Origin of the sequence: Vibrio sp. 11986-1-5 (genome assembly GCF_963878025.1) — a bacterium.
Classification (GTDB): domain Bacteria; phylum Pseudomonadota; class Gammaproteobacteria; order Enterobacterales; family Vibrionaceae; genus Vibrio; species Vibrio injensis.
The window spans coordinates 1-18,783 of record NZ_CAWNVW010000053.1 but is presented as its reverse complement, the minus strand read 5'-3'; the positions used below and the strand labels follow the sequence as shown (position 1 = coordinate 18,783).

19 protein-coding genes, 1 other RNA gene and 3 pseudogenes are annotated in these 18,783 nt (G+C 43.3%); 12 read left to right on the top strand and 11 right to left on the bottom strand.

The window, feature by feature from the left end; translation table 11 throughout:
* Positions 1-3 precede the first annotated feature (3 nt).
* Positions 4-594: a TetR/AcrR family transcriptional regulator gene (locus AACS00_RS15270; protein ID WP_110167899.1), complete on the bottom strand. Its 591-nt coding sequence runs from the start codon at positions 592-594 to the stop codon at positions 4-6.
* Between the two features lie 198 nt (positions 595-792).
* On the opposite strand from AACS00_RS15270, the gene AACS00_RS15265 reads away from it, so the two are divergent.
* Complete coding sequence (locus tag AACS00_RS15265; RefSeq protein ID WP_110167898.1) at positions 793-1,662, top strand: Tim44 domain-containing protein; 870 nt, start codon at positions 793-795, stop codon at positions 1,660-1,662.
* A gap of 100 nt (positions 1,663-1,762) precedes the next feature.
* Positions 1,763-2,083, top strand: a complete 321-nt coding sequence (locus AACS00_RS15260; RefSeq protein ID WP_072669354.1) for a DUF1244 domain-containing protein — start codon at positions 1,763-1,765, stop codon at positions 2,081-2,083.
* A gap of 73 nt (positions 2,084-2,156) precedes the next feature.
* On the opposite strand, the gene AACS00_RS15255 is transcribed toward AACS00_RS15260, so the two are convergent.
* Both AACS00_RS15255 and AACS00_RS15250 read right to left on the bottom strand, forming a co-directional pair.
* Positions 2,157-2,648: a copper resistance protein NlpE gene (locus AACS00_RS15255; RefSeq protein WP_181397607.1), complete on the bottom strand. Its 492-nt coding sequence runs from the start codon at positions 2,646-2,648 to the stop codon at positions 2,157-2,159.
* A gap of 274 nt (positions 2,649-2,922) precedes the next feature.
* Positions 2,923-3,990, bottom strand: coding sequence for a PLP-dependent cysteine synthase family protein (locus tag AACS00_RS15250; protein ID WP_110167896.1), 1,068 nt, complete (start codon positions 3,988-3,990; stop codon positions 2,923-2,925).
* A gap of 158 nt (positions 3,991-4,148) precedes the next feature.
* Between AACS00_RS15250 and AACS00_RS15245 the strand changes: the two genes are divergently transcribed.
* Positions 4,149-4,601: an Lrp/AsnC family transcriptional regulator gene (locus AACS00_RS15245; RefSeq protein ID WP_072669352.1), complete on the top strand. Its 453-nt coding sequence runs from the start codon at positions 4,149-4,151 to the stop codon at positions 4,599-4,601.
* 16 nt (positions 4,602-4,617) lie between these two features.
* Here AACS00_RS15245 and tesB read toward each other — a convergent pair whose 3' ends face one another.
* A complete protein-coding gene (tesB, locus tag AACS00_RS15240) occupies positions 4,618-5,475 on the bottom strand; it encodes an acyl-CoA thioesterase II (RefSeq protein ID WP_110167895.1) in 858 nt (285 codons plus the stop codon).
* A 194-nt stretch (positions 5,476-5,669) separates the two neighbouring features.
* Positions 5,670-5,972 carry an MGMT family protein gene (locus AACS00_RS15235; RefSeq protein ID WP_110167894.1) on the bottom strand — a complete coding sequence of 101 codons (303 nt, stop codon included), beginning with the start codon at positions 5,970-5,972 and terminating at the stop codon, positions 5,670-5,672.
* A 52-nt stretch (positions 5,973-6,024) separates the two neighbouring features.
* Here AACS00_RS15235 and AACS00_RS15230 point away from each other — a divergent pair, with 52 nt between their 5' ends.
* The 3 genes and pseudogenes from AACS00_RS15230 (at position 6,025) to AACS00_RS15220 (ending at position 7,357) form a co-directional block, all read left to right on the top strand.
* Positions 6,025-6,768, top strand: coding sequence for a hypothetical protein (locus AACS00_RS15230; protein ID WP_110167893.1), 744 nt, complete (start codon positions 6,025-6,027; stop codon positions 6,766-6,768).
* 164 nt (positions 6,769-6,932) lie between these two features.
* An RNA gene (gene ffs, locus AACS00_RS15225) (signal recognition particle sRNA small type) lies at positions 6,933-7,029 on the top strand.
* Between the two features lie 55 nt (positions 7,030-7,084).
* Positions 7,085-7,357, top strand: a pseudogene (locus AACS00_RS15220) (Fis family transcriptional regulator).
* Between the two features lie 144 nt (positions 7,358-7,501).
* Here the strand turns inward: AACS00_RS15220 and AACS00_RS15215 are convergent.
* Positions 7,502-7,658, bottom strand: a pseudogene (locus tag AACS00_RS15215) (IS1 family transposase); the annotation flags it as partial.
* Positions 7,659-7,821: 163 nt separating this feature from the next.
* Between AACS00_RS15215 and AACS00_RS15210 the strand changes: the two are divergent.
* On the top strand, positions 7,822-9,267 hold the full coding sequence (locus AACS00_RS15210; RefSeq protein WP_110167891.1) for a hypothetical protein: 1,446 nt from the start codon (positions 7,822-7,824) through the stop codon (positions 9,265-9,267).
* Between the two features lie 108 nt (positions 9,268-9,375).
* On the opposite strand, the pseudogene AACS00_RS16785 reads toward AACS00_RS15210, so the two are convergent.
* Positions 9,376-9,501, bottom strand: a pseudogene (locus AACS00_RS16785) (IS6 family transposase); the annotation flags it as partial.
* 231 nt (positions 9,502-9,732) lie between these two features.
* Here AACS00_RS16785 and AACS00_RS15205 point away from each other — a divergent pair.
* Positions 9,733-10,707: a DUF1852 domain-containing protein gene (locus tag AACS00_RS15205; protein WP_072669341.1), complete on the top strand. Its 975-nt coding sequence runs from the start codon at positions 9,733-9,735 to the stop codon at positions 10,705-10,707.
* Positions 10,708-10,738: 31 nt separating this feature from the next.
* A complete protein-coding gene (locus AACS00_RS15200) occupies positions 10,739-11,788 on the top strand; it encodes a methionine synthase (RefSeq protein WP_072669340.1) in 1,050 nt (349 codons plus the stop codon).
* Positions 11,789-12,217: 429 nt separating this feature from the next.
* Here AACS00_RS15200 and AACS00_RS15195 read toward each other — a convergent pair whose 3' ends face one another.
* The 3 genes from AACS00_RS15195 to AACS00_RS15185 form a co-directional block, all read right to left on the bottom strand.
* Positions 12,218-13,138, bottom strand: a complete 921-nt coding sequence (locus AACS00_RS15195; RefSeq protein ID WP_110167890.1) for a bile acid:sodium symporter family protein — start codon at positions 13,136-13,138, stop codon at positions 12,218-12,220.
* A gap of 9 nt (positions 13,139-13,147) precedes the next feature.
* Positions 13,148-14,905 carry an AMP-binding protein gene (locus AACS00_RS15190; protein ID WP_110167889.1) on the bottom strand — a complete coding sequence of 586 codons (1,758 nt, stop codon included), beginning with the start codon at positions 14,903-14,905 and terminating at the stop codon, positions 13,148-13,150.
* A 290-nt stretch (positions 14,906-15,195) separates the two neighbouring features.
* A complete protein-coding gene (locus tag AACS00_RS15185) occupies positions 15,196-15,675 on the bottom strand; it encodes a MarR family winged helix-turn-helix transcriptional regulator (protein ID WP_110167979.1) in 480 nt (159 codons plus the stop codon).
* 147 nt (positions 15,676-15,822) lie between these two features.
* Between AACS00_RS15185 and AACS00_RS15180 the strand changes: the two genes are divergently transcribed.
* The 3 genes from AACS00_RS15180 (at position 15,823) to AACS00_RS15170 (ending at position 17,741) form a co-directional block, all read left to right on the top strand.
* Positions 15,823-16,728 carry an EamA family transporter gene (locus AACS00_RS15180; protein WP_110167888.1) on the top strand — a complete coding sequence of 302 codons (906 nt, stop codon included), beginning with the start codon at positions 15,823-15,825 and terminating at the stop codon, positions 16,726-16,728.
* A gap of 1 nt (position 16,729) precedes the next feature.
* The gene (locus AACS00_RS15175) at positions 16,730-16,855 is read left to right on the top strand and encodes a hypothetical protein (protein ID WP_258306877.1); all 126 of its coding nucleotides are present in this window, start codon (positions 16,730-16,732) and stop codon (positions 16,853-16,855) included.
* Between the two features lie 163 nt (positions 16,856-17,018).
* Positions 17,019-17,741 (top strand): sulfite exporter TauE/SafE family protein, encoded by a 723-nt coding sequence (locus tag AACS00_RS15170; protein WP_110167887.1) that lies wholly within the window; start codon positions 17,019-17,021, stop codon positions 17,739-17,741.
* 4 nt (positions 17,742-17,745) lie between these two features.
* Here the strand turns inward: AACS00_RS15170 and AACS00_RS15165 are convergent, their stop codons facing one another.
* Positions 17,746-18,543 carry an AraC family transcriptional regulator gene (locus AACS00_RS15165; protein WP_110167886.1) on the bottom strand — a complete coding sequence of 266 codons (798 nt, stop codon included), beginning with the start codon at positions 18,541-18,543 and terminating at the stop codon, positions 17,746-17,748.
* Positions 18,544-18,783 lie beyond the last annotated feature (240 nt).

Below are 18,783 nucleotides of genomic sequence, written 5' to 3'. Positions count from 1 at the left end.
TGATTACCAGTTAGCCAAGTATTGGTTCAGTAAATCTTCAATCAATGCTTTACCATCGACAGGTTCAGCGGTAAAAAATTTATCATCGACACTGAGTAACGTTATCCCGTGCACACCAGCCCATAAAACTCGGCTCGTGCGTAATACTTCTTGTGCGCTACGGTGAGGGGCAATGATTTGTAACAGCGACTCTAGCATGGTAGTCATGCCGTTGATTCGTTCCGCTTGCCATTCAGGGAGATCTTCGCCATTCATATTATGTTCAAAAATCAACTGCCAACGGTAGGGATGTTTTTGGGCAAAGTCATGATAACAATAGGCCAATTTATACAGTGCTTTTTTAGGATCAGCGCATTTTTTTACCGCTAACTTCGCTTCTGAAGCCAGCTCATCGAGCGTTTGTGCAACAACATGTAAAAGAAGCAAGTTATAGCTACCAAACACATTAACTAAGGTACTTGGCACATAACCTATCATACTGGCGATTTTTCTTAGGCTAAGTTCATGATAAGAATGCTTGCTTAAGAAAGCTTTGCTGGCATTTAAGGTAAGAGAGATCAACTCTTCACGAGTATGATCGTTGCGTCTGGCCATAAGTTGTTGTTAAACCGCATAATCAAAAAAGAACAATGTTCGATATTCTAGAGAGTGTCACACTATGCGTCAACTCAATAAGGCTGCAATATTCTGATACATGTCAGTCAGGCAAAAGGTTTGCTTAGCGTCTTGAAGTGACTATCATGACAAAGAATAAAAGCCTTTTGTACCTAATAAAATCCCCTGAGGAAATATATGAAGCGTTTGTTTTCTTTTATGGCGTTACTGATGATCACTGTGATGGTGATTCCTGATGCTGAAGCTCGACGGATGGGCGGTGGCAAATCGTTTGGTCAAAACCATCGAACGGCACCAGCACAAAACCACCAACAGCAACAAGCCGCTCCACAGCGCCAGCAAAATAATCAGCAACCTGCTGCGACGAACAGTCGCGGAGGCTTAATGGGCGGCCTAATGGGTGGCTTACTGGCTGGTGGCCTACTGGCTGCGTTTTTTGGTGATGCCTTTGAAGGTATCCAATTTATGGATATTTTGATCTTCGGTCTGATAGGGTTTGCACTCTTTAAGCTTGCTCGTCATTTTCTGGCCGGTAAACCGGGGAGTTTGAATCCTCAGCAACCCGTTTATAACACCAATGTCCATCGTCAAAGTTTTGAGCAAGCTCCTGAGCAGGAATTTAAACCTGCAGCCAGTTCGGGCTTTGGTTCAACCATGTACAGTGATGTCCCTCATAACTATCCACCGAGTTTTGATAAAATCGCTTTCATTAATGGCTCACGTGAGCATTATCGTATTTTGCAAGGTGCTTGGAATCACAACCAACTTGAAACAATTCAGGAGTACGTGTCTGAAAGTTTGTTCGCTGATCTGAAAGCTGAGCGAGAAAAGCTGGATCAACAGCCACAAACTGAAGTGATGTATGTGGACGCGGAGATTGTTCGTGCTGATTACGATGATCGTAAAGCGCAGCTCAGTTTACAATTTACGGGTCGTTGCCGAGATTTAGGCGATGAAACGGAAGAAGAAATTTTAGATATTTGGCATTTAGAGCGTGACTTAACGCAACCTAATGCGCCATGGCTAATTGTTGGTATCCAAGGTTGATCATCCGTGTTGGATGATTGATGAACGCCCAAGCTTGCTTGGGCGTTTTGCTATCTTGAGATAAGCTAATGCTACCACTCATAACTCAAAAGGAAACATCATGTCAGAAGCGAACATTCAACACTTAACTCAAGAACAACAAGATAAAATCGATGCGGCAGTCTTTCGTCGTCTGTTAGCGCATTTAGATAATAATAAGGACGTGCAGAATATTGATCTCATGATCTTGGCTGGTTTTTGTCGTAATTGTTTTTGTAAATGGTATCAAGCGGAAGCTGAGGCAATAGGGGTTGAAATGGATATTGATAGAGCGCGTGAACGCGTTTATGGCATGAGCTACGATGAGTGGAAAGCGAACCATCAATTACCGGCAACACCAGAGCAAGCGGCGGCTTTTGCTGCACGCCAGCAAAATTCTTAATCTTGGTTTTATCCCCAAACACTTTATTCTTAGGTGGTTGGGGATAAGTGAAAAGAATTTATCGAAGCAACGGCTATTGTTTTTTAAGATTATACAAAGACGCTAAATCGCCAGTGATTCTCTCGCCATTGATGTCTAATTTCATCAACATATTTTCACCGACAAAGTATTGATTGGGTGCATCCGACTCCTCATCTAAGGTGATGACGCTGCCATTGTTTTCCCAATGGAATGTTCCTTGCGAGACAAATGGAGCGGCCTCTTCTTTGCCTTGGTAAACTTGGGTAAGTTGATAGGTCAGATCATCATTTAAGACCAAGGTATACTCAATGCCTGCACAATCCGCACAAGGGAGTACGCCTTGATAGGTCCCTTGCCAATCTAAGCTATTGTAAGCGGTATGCTCACTCTTAAATGCTTCATCCATCACGGCTTCATCATCATTGACATCAACAGTGACTGGAGCGGTAGTTTGTGACTCGACAGGGGCCGAAGTTTGCTGCTGATTGTCACAGCCAGCTAATACTAGGGCTAGTGCACTGACGGTAAAAAGAGATTTTTTGATCATAGTTAATACCTTTTTGAAACGGACGTTGTAGTAGCCATGTTGATATCTGAAGTTGCAACTGCTCTAGAGACATGCGTTTAGGGCAACATCTTCAATCTGGCTTGTGAATAATAGGGCGATTATCCATCAAATTAAGGTAAAAATCGTCAGATAAGCGTCATGTTATTGTCATTGGCTGTCAGAGAACAGTCATCGTTGGAACAAAAATGGCCGACTTGATTAGGGGGCAACGGCCCTTAGTTATCTTCTAATCTTGTATCGTAAAAATAGCTTAATCTAGTTGGCCTATTTGTTGAAACGTCTCTAATTTATCGGCGTAAGGTGCTAAGTCACCGATGTTGTGCGCTAGCCACTCTGGGTTGTAATAAGTATCCAAATAACGCTCACCACTGTCGCATAATAAGGTCACTATTGAGCCTTGTTCACCGCGCTGTTTCATCTCACTGGCTAACTGAAGTGCGCCATAAAGGTTGGTTCCGGTTGATGCACCTGCTTTTCTTCCCAAGATTTTTTCTAACCAATGAATGGTAGCGATACTGGCCGCATCGGGGATTTGTCTCATCTCATCAACCACATTAGGAATAAAACTCGGTTCGACACGTGGTCGGCCAATGCCTTCAATTTTACTGCCGCACTGTAGCGTTAACTCACTATTGCGCGTTTGGTAATAATCGAAGAATACCGAGTTTTCTGGGTCGACGACGCACAGCTTAGTATTATGTTGTTGATAACGGATAAAGCGGCCAATGGTCGCGGAAGTGCCGCCGGTGCCTGGGCTCATCACAATCCAACTTGGAATAGGATGATCTTCTCGTTGCATTTGCTGGAAAATACTATCGGCGATATTACTGTTACCGCGCCAATCGGTAGCACGTTCAGCATAAGTAAATTGATCCATATAATGACCGTTTAACGCTTGTGCTAAGCGGCGAGACTCGGCATAAATTTGATCGCTGCGATCGACTAAATGTGCCTTGCCACCATAAAACTCAATTTGTTCGATTTTCTTAGGTGCTGTGCATTTCGGCATCACCGCAATAAAAGGTAACCCTAATAAGCGGGCAAAATAGGCCTCAGAAATCGCGGTGCTGCCAGAAGAGGCTTCAATAATTGGCGTATCTGGACCAACCCAGCCATTACATATCGCATACAAAAACAAAGAGCGAGCTAAGCGGTGTTTGAGTGAACCGGTTGGATGCGTGCTCTCATCTTTAAGATAAAGATCAATTCCTGCAATGCTAGGGAGATCGAGCTTAATTAAATGGGTATCAGCCGAGCGTTGAAAATCGGCCTCGATTTTACGAATCGCGTTATTAATCCATTGATGGTCGGTACACATGGTGGCGTTCTCATAGTCATGGTGAGCAATAGCTCATGAGTTAATGCCGATAATGTACGTTGTGTTCGAGAGAAAAACTTGGTTATCTTGCTTTGTATTTGCTAGTTTAAGAGAATTATTTTCTCCTGTTATCTAATTTTGTAGCAAAAAGGTGAGAGATGGATCGAATAGATAAACAGCTACTGGCGATGTTGCAAAAAGACAGTACGCTATCGCTCAATGAATTAGCCGAGGCGGTCAATTTAACCAGCACACCATGTTGGAAGCGATTGAAAAAACTTGAAGAGTCGGGGGTGATCAGCCAACGCGTGGCGCTGCTCGATCCAGAACGTTTAGGGTTATCTTTTATTGCTTTTGTGATGGTGAAAACCAGTGATCATTCTCATGAGTGGTATCAGCGATTTGTGAATACGGTGGAGGATTTTCCGGAAGTGATGGAGTTTTATCGCATGGCTGGTGAGTATGATTACATGATGAAAGTACTGGTCAAAGACATGAAAAATTTTGACCAGTTCTATAAAAAACTGGTCAATAGCGTCGATGGTTTAAATAATGTGACTTCCACTTTTGCGATGGAGTCTTTGAAATACACCACCGCCTTACCACTATAGTGATAGTGGGGATGCTTTATTTAAAACGCATCACCCCTTCTTGTACCGCTGTCGCTACCAAAGCCCCTTGCTGGTTATAAATCTCACCACGCACTAAACCACGGGTATTGCTTGCGGTGGGGCTTTCAATCGCATAAAGCAGCCATTCATCCATTTTAAACGGGCGATGGAACCAGATGGAATGATCGATCGTTGCCACTTGGAAATTCGGTGTCATCAGTGAGACTTGATGAGGATGCAGCGCGGTAACGAGAAATCCCCAATCTGACGCATAACCGAGTAAGTATTGATGAATTAACTGATCATCAGGCACTTCACCATTCGCGCGAATCCATAAATATTGTTTAGGCTCTTCTTTTTGTGGTTTTAACGGGTTAATCACCGTCACAGGACGGATCTCAATCGGTTTCTCACCGCAAAACGCGTTACGAATTTTTTCTGGCAGTAAATGGGCGATTTGTGCCGCCAGCTCGGATTCTGAAGCAAAGTTTTCAGGCCCAGGGATATTGGGCATTGTATTTTGATGTTCAAAGCCCGGCGCTTCACCATGATAAGAAGCGGTGAGATAAAAAATCGGTCGACCGTTTTGAATCGCTTTGACCCGACGGGTGCTAAAGCTACGACCATCACGTAGGTTTTCTACATCATAAATAATTGGTTTTTCAGGATCGCCCGGATACAAAAAGTAGCTATGGAAGGAATGGACGGTGCGATCAGAGTCTACCGTGTAACGGGCCGCTGAGAGCGCTTGCCCAATCACTTGACCGCCATAGACTTGGGGTAAACCGAGGTTCTCGCTTTCACCTCGGTACAAACCTTCTTCAAGCTTTTCAAGCTGTAGTAGGCGTAATAATTCGCTTAGTGGTTTACTCATGACCCTCACCTAATGATGGTTGCTTGTATACCCTTCTTACCTGTAGATCCAAGTTATTTGGGTATAGACTAAAATTAGTTCACTTAAGTATTAGCTGCTATTTTGTGAAAGAGGTCAAATATTTGTCAAGAGGGAATGTGATTTATGAAACATGTTGAAACGATACCTCGCCCCTTTGCTGATGAGATAAACCTCTAAGGCTGCCATTGATACTGGCGTAGTGAAATTTTTCCAGATGAATTGATCACAATCTGTTCGGCAAGCAGTAAAGCGTGTTGACGCGCTTTATCGGCCCCGCTCAACGATGACTCACCTCGGCTATTAATCACTCTAAACCAAGGCAGTTTGCTGCCTTGCGGCAATCGGCTTAACACTTTTCCTACCTGACGAGCATAGCCCGGATAGCCCGCTAAATGGGCAACTTGTCCATAGGTCGCTACTCGACCAAAAGGAATTTGGTGCACTAAGGCAAAGATTTGTTGAGAAAATTGGTCCATACTCATAAAGCCCTAGTTCAATGGTTACCACGGATAGGTATAAGGAGAGGGTATGATAGTGTCGGTTATGCAATTTATGATCACCATAATCTTAGCGATTGTCTGCGGTCAAGCCCTAGGTTTGAGTGAAGGCAACTGGTCATTGATCGCTTTATTAGCGCCTGCATTATGGATGTTACCTCGTAGCGGGAATGCTGGTTTAGTGTTATTGATAGGTTTACTGACCTATGGCTTCACGCTGTCTTATCAGCCAGCCGCGTTATCTGTTAGTATGTGGGTTATCTTCCCATTACTGATGGTGGCTTTTTCTGCGCCTCGCCATAAAGGGGTCATGGTGATTTGTGGTTTAATTTTACTGACGTTGCAAGTCGGCATTATGACCACGCAGTCAGCAGGTAAGCTTGATGGCACTCCGGTGATGACGGTATTACAAATACTCTCGGTGAGCGCAATATGGTGGGCAGTTAATAGTTGGAAATACACGCCTTCATCGGTTCGCCACTGGTGGGCATTATTATTGTTGCTGCCTTTGTGGATTGCTGAATTTACCTTCGCGGTTGTTATTTCATTGTGCGTGACTGGGTTAATGGCCATCATCAATAAACTGGTGAAGCAAAGAGCACAGCATTGGCCAACGTTATTGTGCTGGACGCTACCGTCGGTGGCGTTTATGGGCATCGTGCTGGCTCCCACTATCGAAGTGCCCAAACCTGTCTTTGTGGTTTGGTTGTGTCTACTGGCGACGGCATGGATGACGGACTACCTACTAAAAAGCAGTGAAGAGCAGATAGAGTAGAACAAAACAGCAGCATCAGCAGTGGATGATGAATAAGATTGTTTAATTACTGCCCAGTTAACAAAGGTTTATTGATTTTATGCGGGCTGAGGGTTGCAATAGTGAAGTGGATGCCGGATAATCCTCGCACTCTTTAGCCAAGGCGCTAAAGTGCTCTATGGAGGCCCTGGTCCTCCCGCAACACTAGTTCGTGAACTTGGTCAGGTCCGGAAGGAAGCAGCCACAGCGAATGACGTGTGTGCCGGGATGTGGCTGGGGCTTCCACCCATCTAGCTTGCGCTAAAATTCAAATCTCATTCTTTTAAACGTATAAAATATCCCACATTTCATTAGAGAAGTGTTAATCAAAGTTTGTGAAAGCACGTTAAAAGACTACGATGGTTTCCTTTGAGTGACTCATACGGTCAAATACACTTCTTTTCCACAAAGCTTGGCAATAGTGTGCGTATTTGAAACCAATCAGCATAGAGCAAACTTTTTACTGGGAGAAGGCCGACAGCATGTCTCAACCACTATTCAAAAGGCGTTTAATAAGGTAGGAGTACAACTAAAGAACGCAGATAAGCAAATCAGGTTCGATATTCAGTAAAAGCGTTAGAGAACCTGAGAATAACTCCCTAACACATCCTCCACCTCAAATTAAGTCACTAGATATCAATGTATTAACGTTGTAGGATTTTGTGATGCGTAGCGTATTCGCAGATCCCTTCGGTTATGACTAAAGCCAGTTGAATTACCAGTAAAACTTCAGTTCGATAAACGTCCCTATCATTTTGTCATGTATATCCTCTGATTTTGAAAAGCTAATCATTTTGTGGACAAAGACGCTTCAATTTTGAACGTAATTTCAGGTCAGTTCTCTCAATTCGATGAATAAACCTTTTGCCTACAACAAATAGCGGATGAGGCAACTCATGACTCTAAAAAACCATGAAAATATTAAAATTGAGTTATGATATTAATATTTTCATGATTTTTAATATATTTTCATTAGAAATCTGTGGGTGCTGTTCTTAAATTAGTTACACCCAAAGTCTACTAGAAGTTCTAAACATGTTAAACGTTCATCGAGCCAATACAAACATATCTGAATTTAAAAACACAGAAACGAACCAAGTACTCAGCTCTGCTAGAGGGATTTCTCTTTCAGATGCAAAGAAGCAAGTTTTAACAAGTGCAAAAATGTTTGAGGCGGGAGTTAGTATGAATATACTGAATCAACCTTCTTCTGCTGGAACACTAATTGATATCCATGCGAAAAGTTTGTCCGATGTTTTACAAAAAATATTTAGTAACGAAACTAAGCATACCGTTGTTTTTAACAACAAAGAAATAACCCTTACTGAGCTGTTTGAAAAACAATTTTCCCCTATGAGCAGTAACTCCGACCAAATTGGTCGCCAACCCAAAGAGTCTATAGAGCCGTTAAAAGATTGGCTAATCAAAGAATTGAATATCCCTACAGGTGAAAAAAATCATACTGGTATGCTTACCAAGATAAAAGCTATTAGTACGTTTGGCACTACTGTTTGGCAGTTACTAAACCCACCGGAAAGTAATGTTCATAAAGACTTTAGCACAAACCAGAGAAAAAATTCCGACACTCTCAAGTCAATACTAGGGAAGGATATATTCCCTTTATTCAAAGAGTTTTCTCAAAAAACCAGAACAAAACTCTTTGATGACGAGTTAACCCGAGCCAGATCGGAACGTATGCCAATGATCAAAGATGAAAATGGCGTATTAAAAGCTGTGGATGGGGTGTTCGAAGATGCCGCAAAGTATGGCTTGGGGTTCGGTCAAGTCGTTCAAAAAGTAAATAATACAGACTCTTTAGAGCAAAAGGAGCTGTTAATCGCTCTCAACGGAAACAAGAATATAAATGGTATCCCGCGAGAGAATGCTCCTATACAAGATTTAACCAGACCATACATGATGTCTGAAAGCGAGATGACATCAATGCCACAAAGTTATAAAGATCTGGGGCTTAATGATGGTATTACACGTCATAAACTCCATCATGGTACGGGAATCAACCGCTGGCAGCCATATGGTATGCATGCACTTGAAAGCTCCTATAAAGGTAAACCATATGCAGGTGCACAATCAGGTGGTATGTGTGACATACTATTAGCTGCTACTATATTGTCTGGCGAGTCCATGTACGGAAAAACAGATAAAGTGATACCACTTACTCTTGGCGTTGCTGCATTCATGAATTTTGGTGGATACCACACATTCAATGAAGTAGTACCAATTGGTGAGGCAATGAGTTACGGAAAACCCTTCGTACCTTCGAACAAAAGTGCTCTCCAAACGTCAGATTTATACGACCGTGTCCAAGCTTATGCAAGGAAATATCTTAAACCGATGACCTTCAACGAGATCTCATCTTACAAAAATGTTCATAACGACATCGTCAACCAACTTAAGCAAGAACACAAATCACTATCTTTAGATATCAATGATTTAAGTGATACTATTTATTACACTAAATAGGGAAGCTTGTTGCAAAACTTGAAGATATTTCTGAGGTGCTTATCTGAGCATCTCATTTTATGCATAAATTGCAAAAATATTGAAGGGTTCATTCAGGAAGGCGAAGCTCTATTGCACTCTCAATTTCAGCTCATCACGACGTAACCAAAAATCAAATTGCTTCTTATTCGATATCCGTATTCCTTCGAAACCTTGAATCGTTGACCAAGTTCGCTTTCGTACTTTGAAGCCGCCAACGGTTTTCCTGTAGACCAGATGCGAGGTTGTTGCAGAGCGATTTGATGACAGATCCAACGTCATCTTCTGCCTTACTATTTTTTATTGAAGCACATCAAACATGAATTTTTTTCACAATCAACATTAAGTAACAACATTGTTAACTTAATCATGGGCGAGTTATAACTGAGTCATGAATTGAACGGATGATCATTTGGTTTCATCTGATTGACACGGAAGATTACGCTGATGACTCAACATTTTACTTTTACCATTAAAAAGACTCGTCTTGATGAAAATTATCATCCAGCAGACAACACTCGTATCACCACGAACTTTGCTAACTTAGCGCGTGGTGAACATCGTCAACAGAACTTGCGTAGCGTATTACGCATGATAGACCAACGTTTTAATGAGTTGGCTTGTTGGGATAACCCAACAGGTGATCGTTACTCGGTCGAGTTAGACATTATTTCCGCCAATATCAAAGTAGAAAATAGCAGCGAAACCATTCCATCGATTGAAGTGCTAAAAACCAGTATTTTGGATAGCAAAACGGGGCAACGGATTGAAGGTATTGTCGGCAATAACTTCTCTTCTTATGTTCGTGATTACGATTTTAGTGTGCGTCTACTGGATTACAATAAAGGCAAAGCGCAATTCTCTGTACCAGAAGATTTTGGTCTTTTGCATGGTAACTTATTTAAATCATTCATTAACTCAGAAGGTTACCAACAAAACTTCACCAAGCCACCCGTGATTTGTTTGAGTGTGTCAGACAGCAAAGTCTATCACCGCACCAATAACCAACACCCAATATTGGGGGTGGAATACCAGCCGACGGATTTATCGTTAACGGAACAGTATTTCCAGAAAATGGGCTTAAAAGCTCGTTACTTTATGCCGAAAAACAGTGTTGCGCCTTTTGCCTTCTACTTCTTTGGCGATCTGCTGAACGATTACACCAATTTGGAACTGATTAGCACCATCAGCACCATGGAAACTTTTCAAAAGATTTATCGCCCTGAGATTTACTTTGCCAACCAGGTAGCTGGTGAACGTTATGAAGCGAACTTGAAAAGCGATGCCCACTCGTTAACGGATATTGTCTATGACCGCGAAGAGCGCACCCAACTGGCGATAAAACAAGGTAAGTATGCGGAAGAAGTCTTCATCAAACCTTATCAATCGGTTCTTGAACAATGGGTCGCTCAGTGCGCTTAATCGTCAACTAAACAGTAGAATAGCCAACATTATGACAAAATTACTCCCAACTTCGACGGCAGGTAGTCTGCCAAAACCGACTTGGTTAGCTCAGCCAGAAGTGCTTTGGTCACCTTGGAAATTAGAGCAACAAGAGCTAATAGACGGTAAATATGACGCTTTGCGTATTGCCTTACATGAACAATTAATCTCAGGAGTAGACATTGTCAGTGACGGCGAACAAACCCGTCAGCACTTTGTGACGACCTTTATCGAACATTTGCATGGCGTTGATTTTGAAAATCGACAAACGGTGAAAATCCGTGACCGTTACGATGCTAGCGTGCCAAGCGTTGTCGGCCCTGTATCGCGGCAAAAATCGGTGTTTGTAGAAGATGCAAAATTTTTGCGTTCTCAAACGGATAAGCCCATCAAGTGGGCACTGCCTGGGCCGATGACGATGGTTGATACTCTGTACGATGGTTATTATCAATCTCGTAAAGAGCTGGCGTTTGAGTTTGCGAAAATTCTTAATGAAGAAGCCAAAGAGCTAGAAGCGGCTGGTGTCGATATCATTCAATTTGATGAGCCGGCGTTCAACGTTTTTTTTGATGAAGTCAATGATTGGGGAATTGAGGCGCTTGAGCGAGCCATCGATGGGTTAAAATGCGAAACCGCGGTACATATTTGTTATGGTTACGGGATCAAAGCCAATACGGATTGGAAAAAAACCTTAGGCAGTGAGTGGCGTCAATACGAAGAGGTTTTTCCTAAACTGCAACAATCGAATATCGATATTATTTCTTTAGAGTGTCATAACTCTCATGTGCCAATGGAGTTACTAGAACTGGTACGCGGCAAAAAAGTGATGGTCGGTGCTATCGATGTTGCAACAAACCATATTGAAACGCCAGAAGCAGTGGCTGCTACCCTGCGTAATGCTCTGAAATACGTCGATGCCGATAAGCTTTATCCATGTACAAACTGTGGTATGGCGCCCTTGTCTCGATCGGTTGCACGAGCGAAACTTCACTCATTAAGTGCTGGCGCTGAAATTGTACGTAACGAACTGTTAGCGAAGTTGTCGTGTGTTAGCCAATAGACATATATTTAGCTAGAATATAAACCGCTGAGCGTTTTAGTCACATGCTGCTAGGGCAGCCAGCTTATAGGTTTGCAGACACAACGCGGAGAGACAACATGATAGCGATTTACATTATTTGTGGTATTGCGATGAGCATTGGTTTATTAGCTCTCTATGCACCCAATATTGAAAAATGGTGTGATAAACAATTGGGTAACCAAGATTAAGCTTGGTTATTTAATCCTTTTTCTTATCAATAAAGCTTACCTTTTAGTTCTTGCATCATCAATCACTTACTGTTGCTGGTAAGCACAGATAAATCCCCATGGGCATCAATCAATACTGCGATTAGAGCTGTTGATTTTAGTATCTAGTTTTTATATGCCATTCGTTATAAAAAAGGCCGCTTAGCGGCCTTGATAGAGATAACTGAGGTGAGAACCATATTTACTGGCTTGATGAGCTAGTACTACTAGCAGGTTCGATTTTTGCTTGATCGCGTGCTAGCTCTTCACTAAAGGTGCGCTTACGGTAAAAGAAAGTCACTACTGTGGAGTTGATAACAATAAACAGCGAATACATGACTGGAATTAACAAGATTTGTTGCTGTAATTCTCCGGCAAAACTTAAGCTAACCACCAAAGCCGCGAGAGGCCCATTTTGAATCCCCGTTTCTAATGATACCGTGCGCGCTTTTTGTGGATTAAGGCCAAGCAAGCGTGAGAAGAAATAGCCAAAATTAAAACCAATCAACCCGACCATGATAACGGCAACATAAACCGTCCAATGAGTGGTGAGTAGCAGTTGCCAGTTACGTGGCACCCAAGTGGCCAGCAAGAATATAATCACCAATGCCCCTAACACGCCACCCGTTAGTTCAACCACAGCGCCAATATTGGCATTTTTACGCCGCAACCAGATACCAATCAGAGTGGGGATAAGGAGCGCAAACAATAAGCGACCAATTTGATCGGGTGGGATACGCAGTGAGTCATCAATTCCTTGGGTATAGAATTGCATCAGCAACGGAACCATTACAAAAGCCGCTATTGTTGAGCAGATGGTCATCATAATGCTCAAACTAAGTAGACTGCGTGAAAAGTAAGCAAAGATATTTGAGGTGGTGCCACCTGGCATACAACCAATCAATACCATGCCGACCGTTTGCGCCGGGGTGAGGTTAAGTAGCCAAGATAAAGCAAAAGCAATAAAAGGCATCAGTGCGTACTGAGAGCTGAATCCAACAACGATAGCCCTAGGGTGTTTAAAGGCGATACGAAAATCACGAAAGGTTAGGCTTGCACCCATGCCAAACATTATGATGATCATCATCACTGATAATAGGGTTTCTTCAAAAGCGCTTAACATGGTGGTCTCCTAATGATCAGAACGGGTGGGTTGGCCAAGGGCCATGGCACGAACATCTTTGCGCAGAACCTTGCCTACGGGCGTTTTCGGTAGTTCATCAACAAAGACCACTTTTTTCGGAACCTTGTAAGCGGCGAGTTCTTTTTTACAGTGTTTTTTCACGCTGGTTTCATCTAATCCTTGCTCACGCAACACCACATAAGCTTGAACTTGTTCGCCCGTGAGCGGGTCGGGAACGCCGACGACGGCTGACTCCATCACTTGCTCTAAGCCGGCGATCGCTTCTTCCACTTCGTTGGGGTAGACATTAAAACCACTGACAAGGATCAAATCTTTTTTCCGATCGACTAAGCGTAAGCGACCATCGGGATGCATGATGGCGATATCGCCAGTGTATAACCAACCCTCGCGCAGCGCATGAGCGGTTTCTTCCGGTTGCTGCCAATAGCCCTGCATAATTTGCACACCCTTAGCAATCAGTTCTCCCGGCTCGCCAAGCGGGACAGTATGACCGTCATCATCCACTAAGCGTAACTGAGTACCAGGCGTTGGAATGCCGATACAGTCAGGACGTGGATCGGTTAAGGGATTAAAACAGAGCACTGGCGAGCTTTCGGTTAGGCCATAACCTTCCACTAGCGGACAGTGAATGGCTTTTTGCCAGCGTTCGGCAACCGTAGCATGTAAAGCGGTGCCTCCGGCTAAAGCAGCTTTAAGGTGTTTAGGCGGAAAGGTCGTGAACCACTCTTCATTGAGTAGCGCGTTATACAAGGTATTCACGCCAGTCATCCAACTGATAGGGTAGTTATCAAACGCGCGCTGACAGTTTTGGATCGGCCTTGGGCTCGGCACTAGAATGTTATGCGCCCCTTGATGCCAAAACTCCAACAAGTTAACGCTGAAAGCAAAAATATGATACAGCGGTAGGGCAGTGAGTACGGTTTCTTGGCCGCTCGTGATATGCCCTTGGACCAAGCTATCCATCTGCTCTACGTTACCGAGTAAGTTACCATGACTGAGCATCGCCCCTTTCGCAACGCCGGTGGTGCCGCCCGTGTATTGTAGTAGCGCGGTGTCATCGCGAGTTAAATCTTGCCAATATTCTTCCACATTGAGCTTGTCGTTGGTTTGGCGTAGACGGCCAAGGTGAATCGCTTGATCGATGGAATGATGAGTTAACTGATGTGGGGGGATCACTTTATTCCAATATTTCAAGACCAGCTTAAGAATGCCGCGTACCACCGGAGGAAACCATTGGGCTAAAGAGGTCACGATAACATGCTGGATCGGCGTCTGTTCGATGACGTCTTGCAGTTTATCGGTGAACATATCACAAATGACAATGGCTTTTACCCCAGCGTCACTGAACTGATGTCTCATTTCACGTCGGCTGTACAGTGGGTTAACGCTGGTTAAGATGCAGCCAGATTTGAGCACGCCCATCACGGCAACGGGTAAGCTTAAACAGTTTGGCATTTGCACCGCAACGCGATCACCGGCTTGCAAGCCAAGCTCGCCGCGTAGGTAATGAGCAAAAGCGGTTGACATCTCATCCACCTGTCCAAACGTAAGGCAGCCATTCATGCCATTGGGCATGCAGGTGGTAAAAGCTTTACGTTGGCGGTATTTGGCCGCTGCTTCACTGAGCATTTCAGGAATACTGCGCCAAGCATGGCTGGCTTTAGCATGACCTTGATGCAAAGCTAATTGCTCTGGAGTGTAAAGTTTGGCCCAAGGGGCTTGGTCATAAATCGCATCGTTAGACATGAAGTGCTCACTTAATAAGTTATCGTTGTTTTGATATCTGACTCATTAACGTATAGCACAAACCACAGAAGGTGCTGATTTTAGTCAGCAATTTCTGAATTTCTATCTTCGTAAGTGTGATTTATCCTAACGACTTGAAGTGGTCGTGTTGGTTGAAGAGGGTTAGCCATCTTTGAATTTACTCTTGGATTGACAGGATTGATCGGCGTAGGCAGCTTACTCACCGATCATTCTTTGTCTTATTTATCTGCTATCTACGCACCTTCTTAATCAGTTTTGCTCTTTCGGTTTTATTCTGCCAGCAGAATTCTTTTTAAGAGCTGCTCTAACTGTATTTGTTCTTGTTCCGTGAGCACTTCTAACATGCGATTCATATTGTCGACATGGGTATTCAAGGCTTGGTCGATCAACCTTTGTCCTTGTTCGGTCAACATCACCTTACAACTTCGTCTGTCTTGATCGCTGGCAATACGCTGCACTAAGCCGCGTTGCACCAGTTGTTCAATGCGTGTACTGATCGCACCGGAAGAGAGCATCAAGGTTTGGTATAGTTCAGTAGGCGTGATGGCGGTATTGCTACGACGGATGGTCGCCAGAATATCAAACTCAACTGAGCTTAAATCAAAGCGTTGGAAGACTTGATCTAATTGAGGTTTCCAAAGTCCATAAGTGCGGTTTAATCGGCCAACAACGCCCATCGAAGAACAATCTAGATCCGGTCTGACATTGTGCCACTGTGCAAGAATGGCATCCACTTTGTCATTTGGCATGGTGTTATCTGATGACATGATCTCTCCCTCTGAATATATCTTTCTGAAAAGATACTTGATTAAAAACCATTTCTCTATTATTTTCTAAAAAGTATCTTTTTTAAGAGATACTTTTATGGGAGTTAACGCTACTAAATAGGGTCAAAAATGAATACAACGTCAGGAATCAAGACGATGCTGCTTACTGCTATCGCACCTATCGTATGGGGCAGCACTTATATCGTAACCACCGAAGTACTACCGCCAAATTCGCCACTCATGGCTTCTTTAGTACGAGCTCTGCCTGCTGGGATATTGCTAGTACTGTTTGCTCGAACTTTACCAACTGGAAATGGGTGGTGGCGTTTACCTGTATTGGGCTTTTTTAATATTGGTTTCTTCTTTTACTGCTTATTTTTTGCAGCGACTGAATTACCAGGAGGAATGGCGGCATTGGTGATGTCATTCCAACCTATGTTGGTGATGATGATGAGTTGGATTCTTCTGAGCACACGCATCACCCCTTTGCAGTGGGCTGCGGGGGGAATAGGTGTTATTGGGATTGGACTATTAGTGCTTAATCAAACCGCATCTTTGAGCATACAAGGTTTATTGATCGCCTGTTTGGGAACATTCAGTATGGCCTCTGGCGTAGTACTGACCAAAAAATGGGGGCGTCCTCAAGGCATGTCCACACTCGGATTTACCGGCTGGCAATTATTGTTTGGTGGCCTGTTTTTGCTGCCCACGACCCTGTGGATTGAAGGCGTACCAGAGCAAATTACTGTGCTTAACTACCTCGGTTACGGATACCTGAGTGTGGTTGGCGCTATGCTGGCTTACTTTCTCTGGTTCCGTGGTATTGAGCAACTGCCAACGGTCACTGTGTCTTTTCTTGGTTTTTTGAGCAGTGTCTCGGCTTGCTTACTGGGTTATGTCATTCTCGATCAAGCACTCACTTGGACGCAAATTCTCGGGGCAGGAGCGATTTTTATCTCGATCGTGCTGGCTATCCCGCGTTCTATCTCAACCACTTATTCAACAACACTGGCTTTCAGTTTAAAAAGAAATTGATATGAAACTGATTGTTATTTTTGGCAGTCAAAGCGCACACTCACAAAGTTTGAATGTGGCGAACTACTTAAAAGGCCTTGCAGAACCACATTTTAATCAGATCGAAATACTGGATTTACCGTTTTAGAATGAAGGTGTCTGGCAGAATAGTGATTACTGAGTGCCTACGAGACAGCGCTTTCGTCTGTGCACCGTGACATGGTCAATTTGGGCAAAACGTTTCTATTGCGAAATATTGCTGAACTGATACCGTCAGTGCCATTCGATACATGATAGTTCAAGGCAACGAAATGGAATATTTAGACGCGAGTGTGTGGATGGCCATAATGTTGGTTTTCATAGGCTCCTTTGTACAGACCGCGATCGGCTTTGGGCTAGCTGTGGTTGCATCGCCGTTGTTGTTCCTGATTTCTCCAGATTATGTGCCAGCGCCGATCTGTTTGGTCGCGCTATTTATTTCGGTGCTTAATGCGATGAAACATCGCGAGAGCATTTCGATTGGTGGGTTAAAAATGGCCTTAATTTGGCGTATACCGGGTTCGATTGTCGGTGGTTTACTGTTGATGTGGATTTCTACTCAGGCCTTGGCTCTGTGGCTGGGTTTGCTAGTGCTGTTTGCGGTAGCAGTGAGTTTGCTGCCGCTGCGTATTGAACCAAATCCAACTCGGATGGGCATCGCGGGATTTTTCTCTGGCGTATTTGGTACCAGTAGTGGCATCGGTGGCCCTCCGATGGCGCTGTTGCTTCAGCATCAAGAAGCTAATCAACTGCGCGGTAATTTATCGGCTTTCTTTGTATTTAGTTCGATCATCTCGTTAATGGTGCAGTGGCCGACGGGTTTTTTAACGTGGCACCATGTACTGCTGACTTTACCGTTGATCCCCGCTGCTTGGTTAGGCTATGTGTTAGCCCGTAAAACCACGTATTCATTGCCGAAAGAAAAAATCCGCGTTGCAGCGCTGGTACTTTGTTTAGTCAGCGGCGCAACCGCAGTATGGCATGGATTATTTTGACCATTTATCTACCGCCTTCATCAAAGTGCTCAATATTATTTCTTATGAAATTTAAAGGTGTCTGTCCGGTTTGTTTCTTAAAAAAGGCAATAAAAGCACTATCCGAAGAAAAATCTAGCCAATGGGCAACGTCGTTCACTTGTATTCCTCTAGAAAGTAATTCAATAGCTTTTAATAAACGCCATTGCTGTTTCCAGTCTTGGTAAGACATCCCTGTTTCTGATTTAAATAGCCTAGTGACAGTTTTGCTGCTTGCTCCGATAGAGATGGCAATGGAGGTCAGACTTGGCACTAAAAAAAATTCATTCATCAATTGCTCACGGAATTTATTAAATCGACGATCTACTGGTAGAGGAATTTGAAATGCATGACGTTTTGCAGCGTAAAACTCCTCCCAAAATAGAGCTGTCGTATTCTTCATTTCATGTTCAGATTTATCCCATGACCATAACGACATTTTATTAATCAGTGCTTTTAGCAGTGCATTTACTTCAATTATGGTGATGTCATTTGGATATTCAAAATCAGTGCAATCGAAGTATAACGAACGATAAGCGACAACATTCGTCATCGTCGCACGGTGTGGCGTTGATGGCGGAATCCAAACCGCTTTTGTCGGCGGTAAAATACATATCGCATTGTCTAAAGCAAAGCTCATACACCCTTGCGGAGCAAAAAGTAATTGCCCTTTTTTATGTTGATGCCTACCAGAGTCGTGTTTACCAACGTTAGCGGCTATGCCAACAACGCTAGAATTTAAGCTATCAGGATCGAAGTGAGTTTCTTGATTAATAAGTGCCATTTGTCCGAATTTTGATGTTTTTGGTTTTTTTATTGTTAATAGGGAAATGATAGTCCGATTTATACTGCGCGCCAATGTGATTCATAATGAGGACTTTATATGAATACGAAACCCTGAGGAATCCCCTAATGATTTTGATAAAAATCATCAAGTTAAGGTAGATACACATCTTGTCGTATGATCAAATGGTTTCGCCAAAAATCAATAACCAGACAACAAGATGTGCGAACTCGATATTTT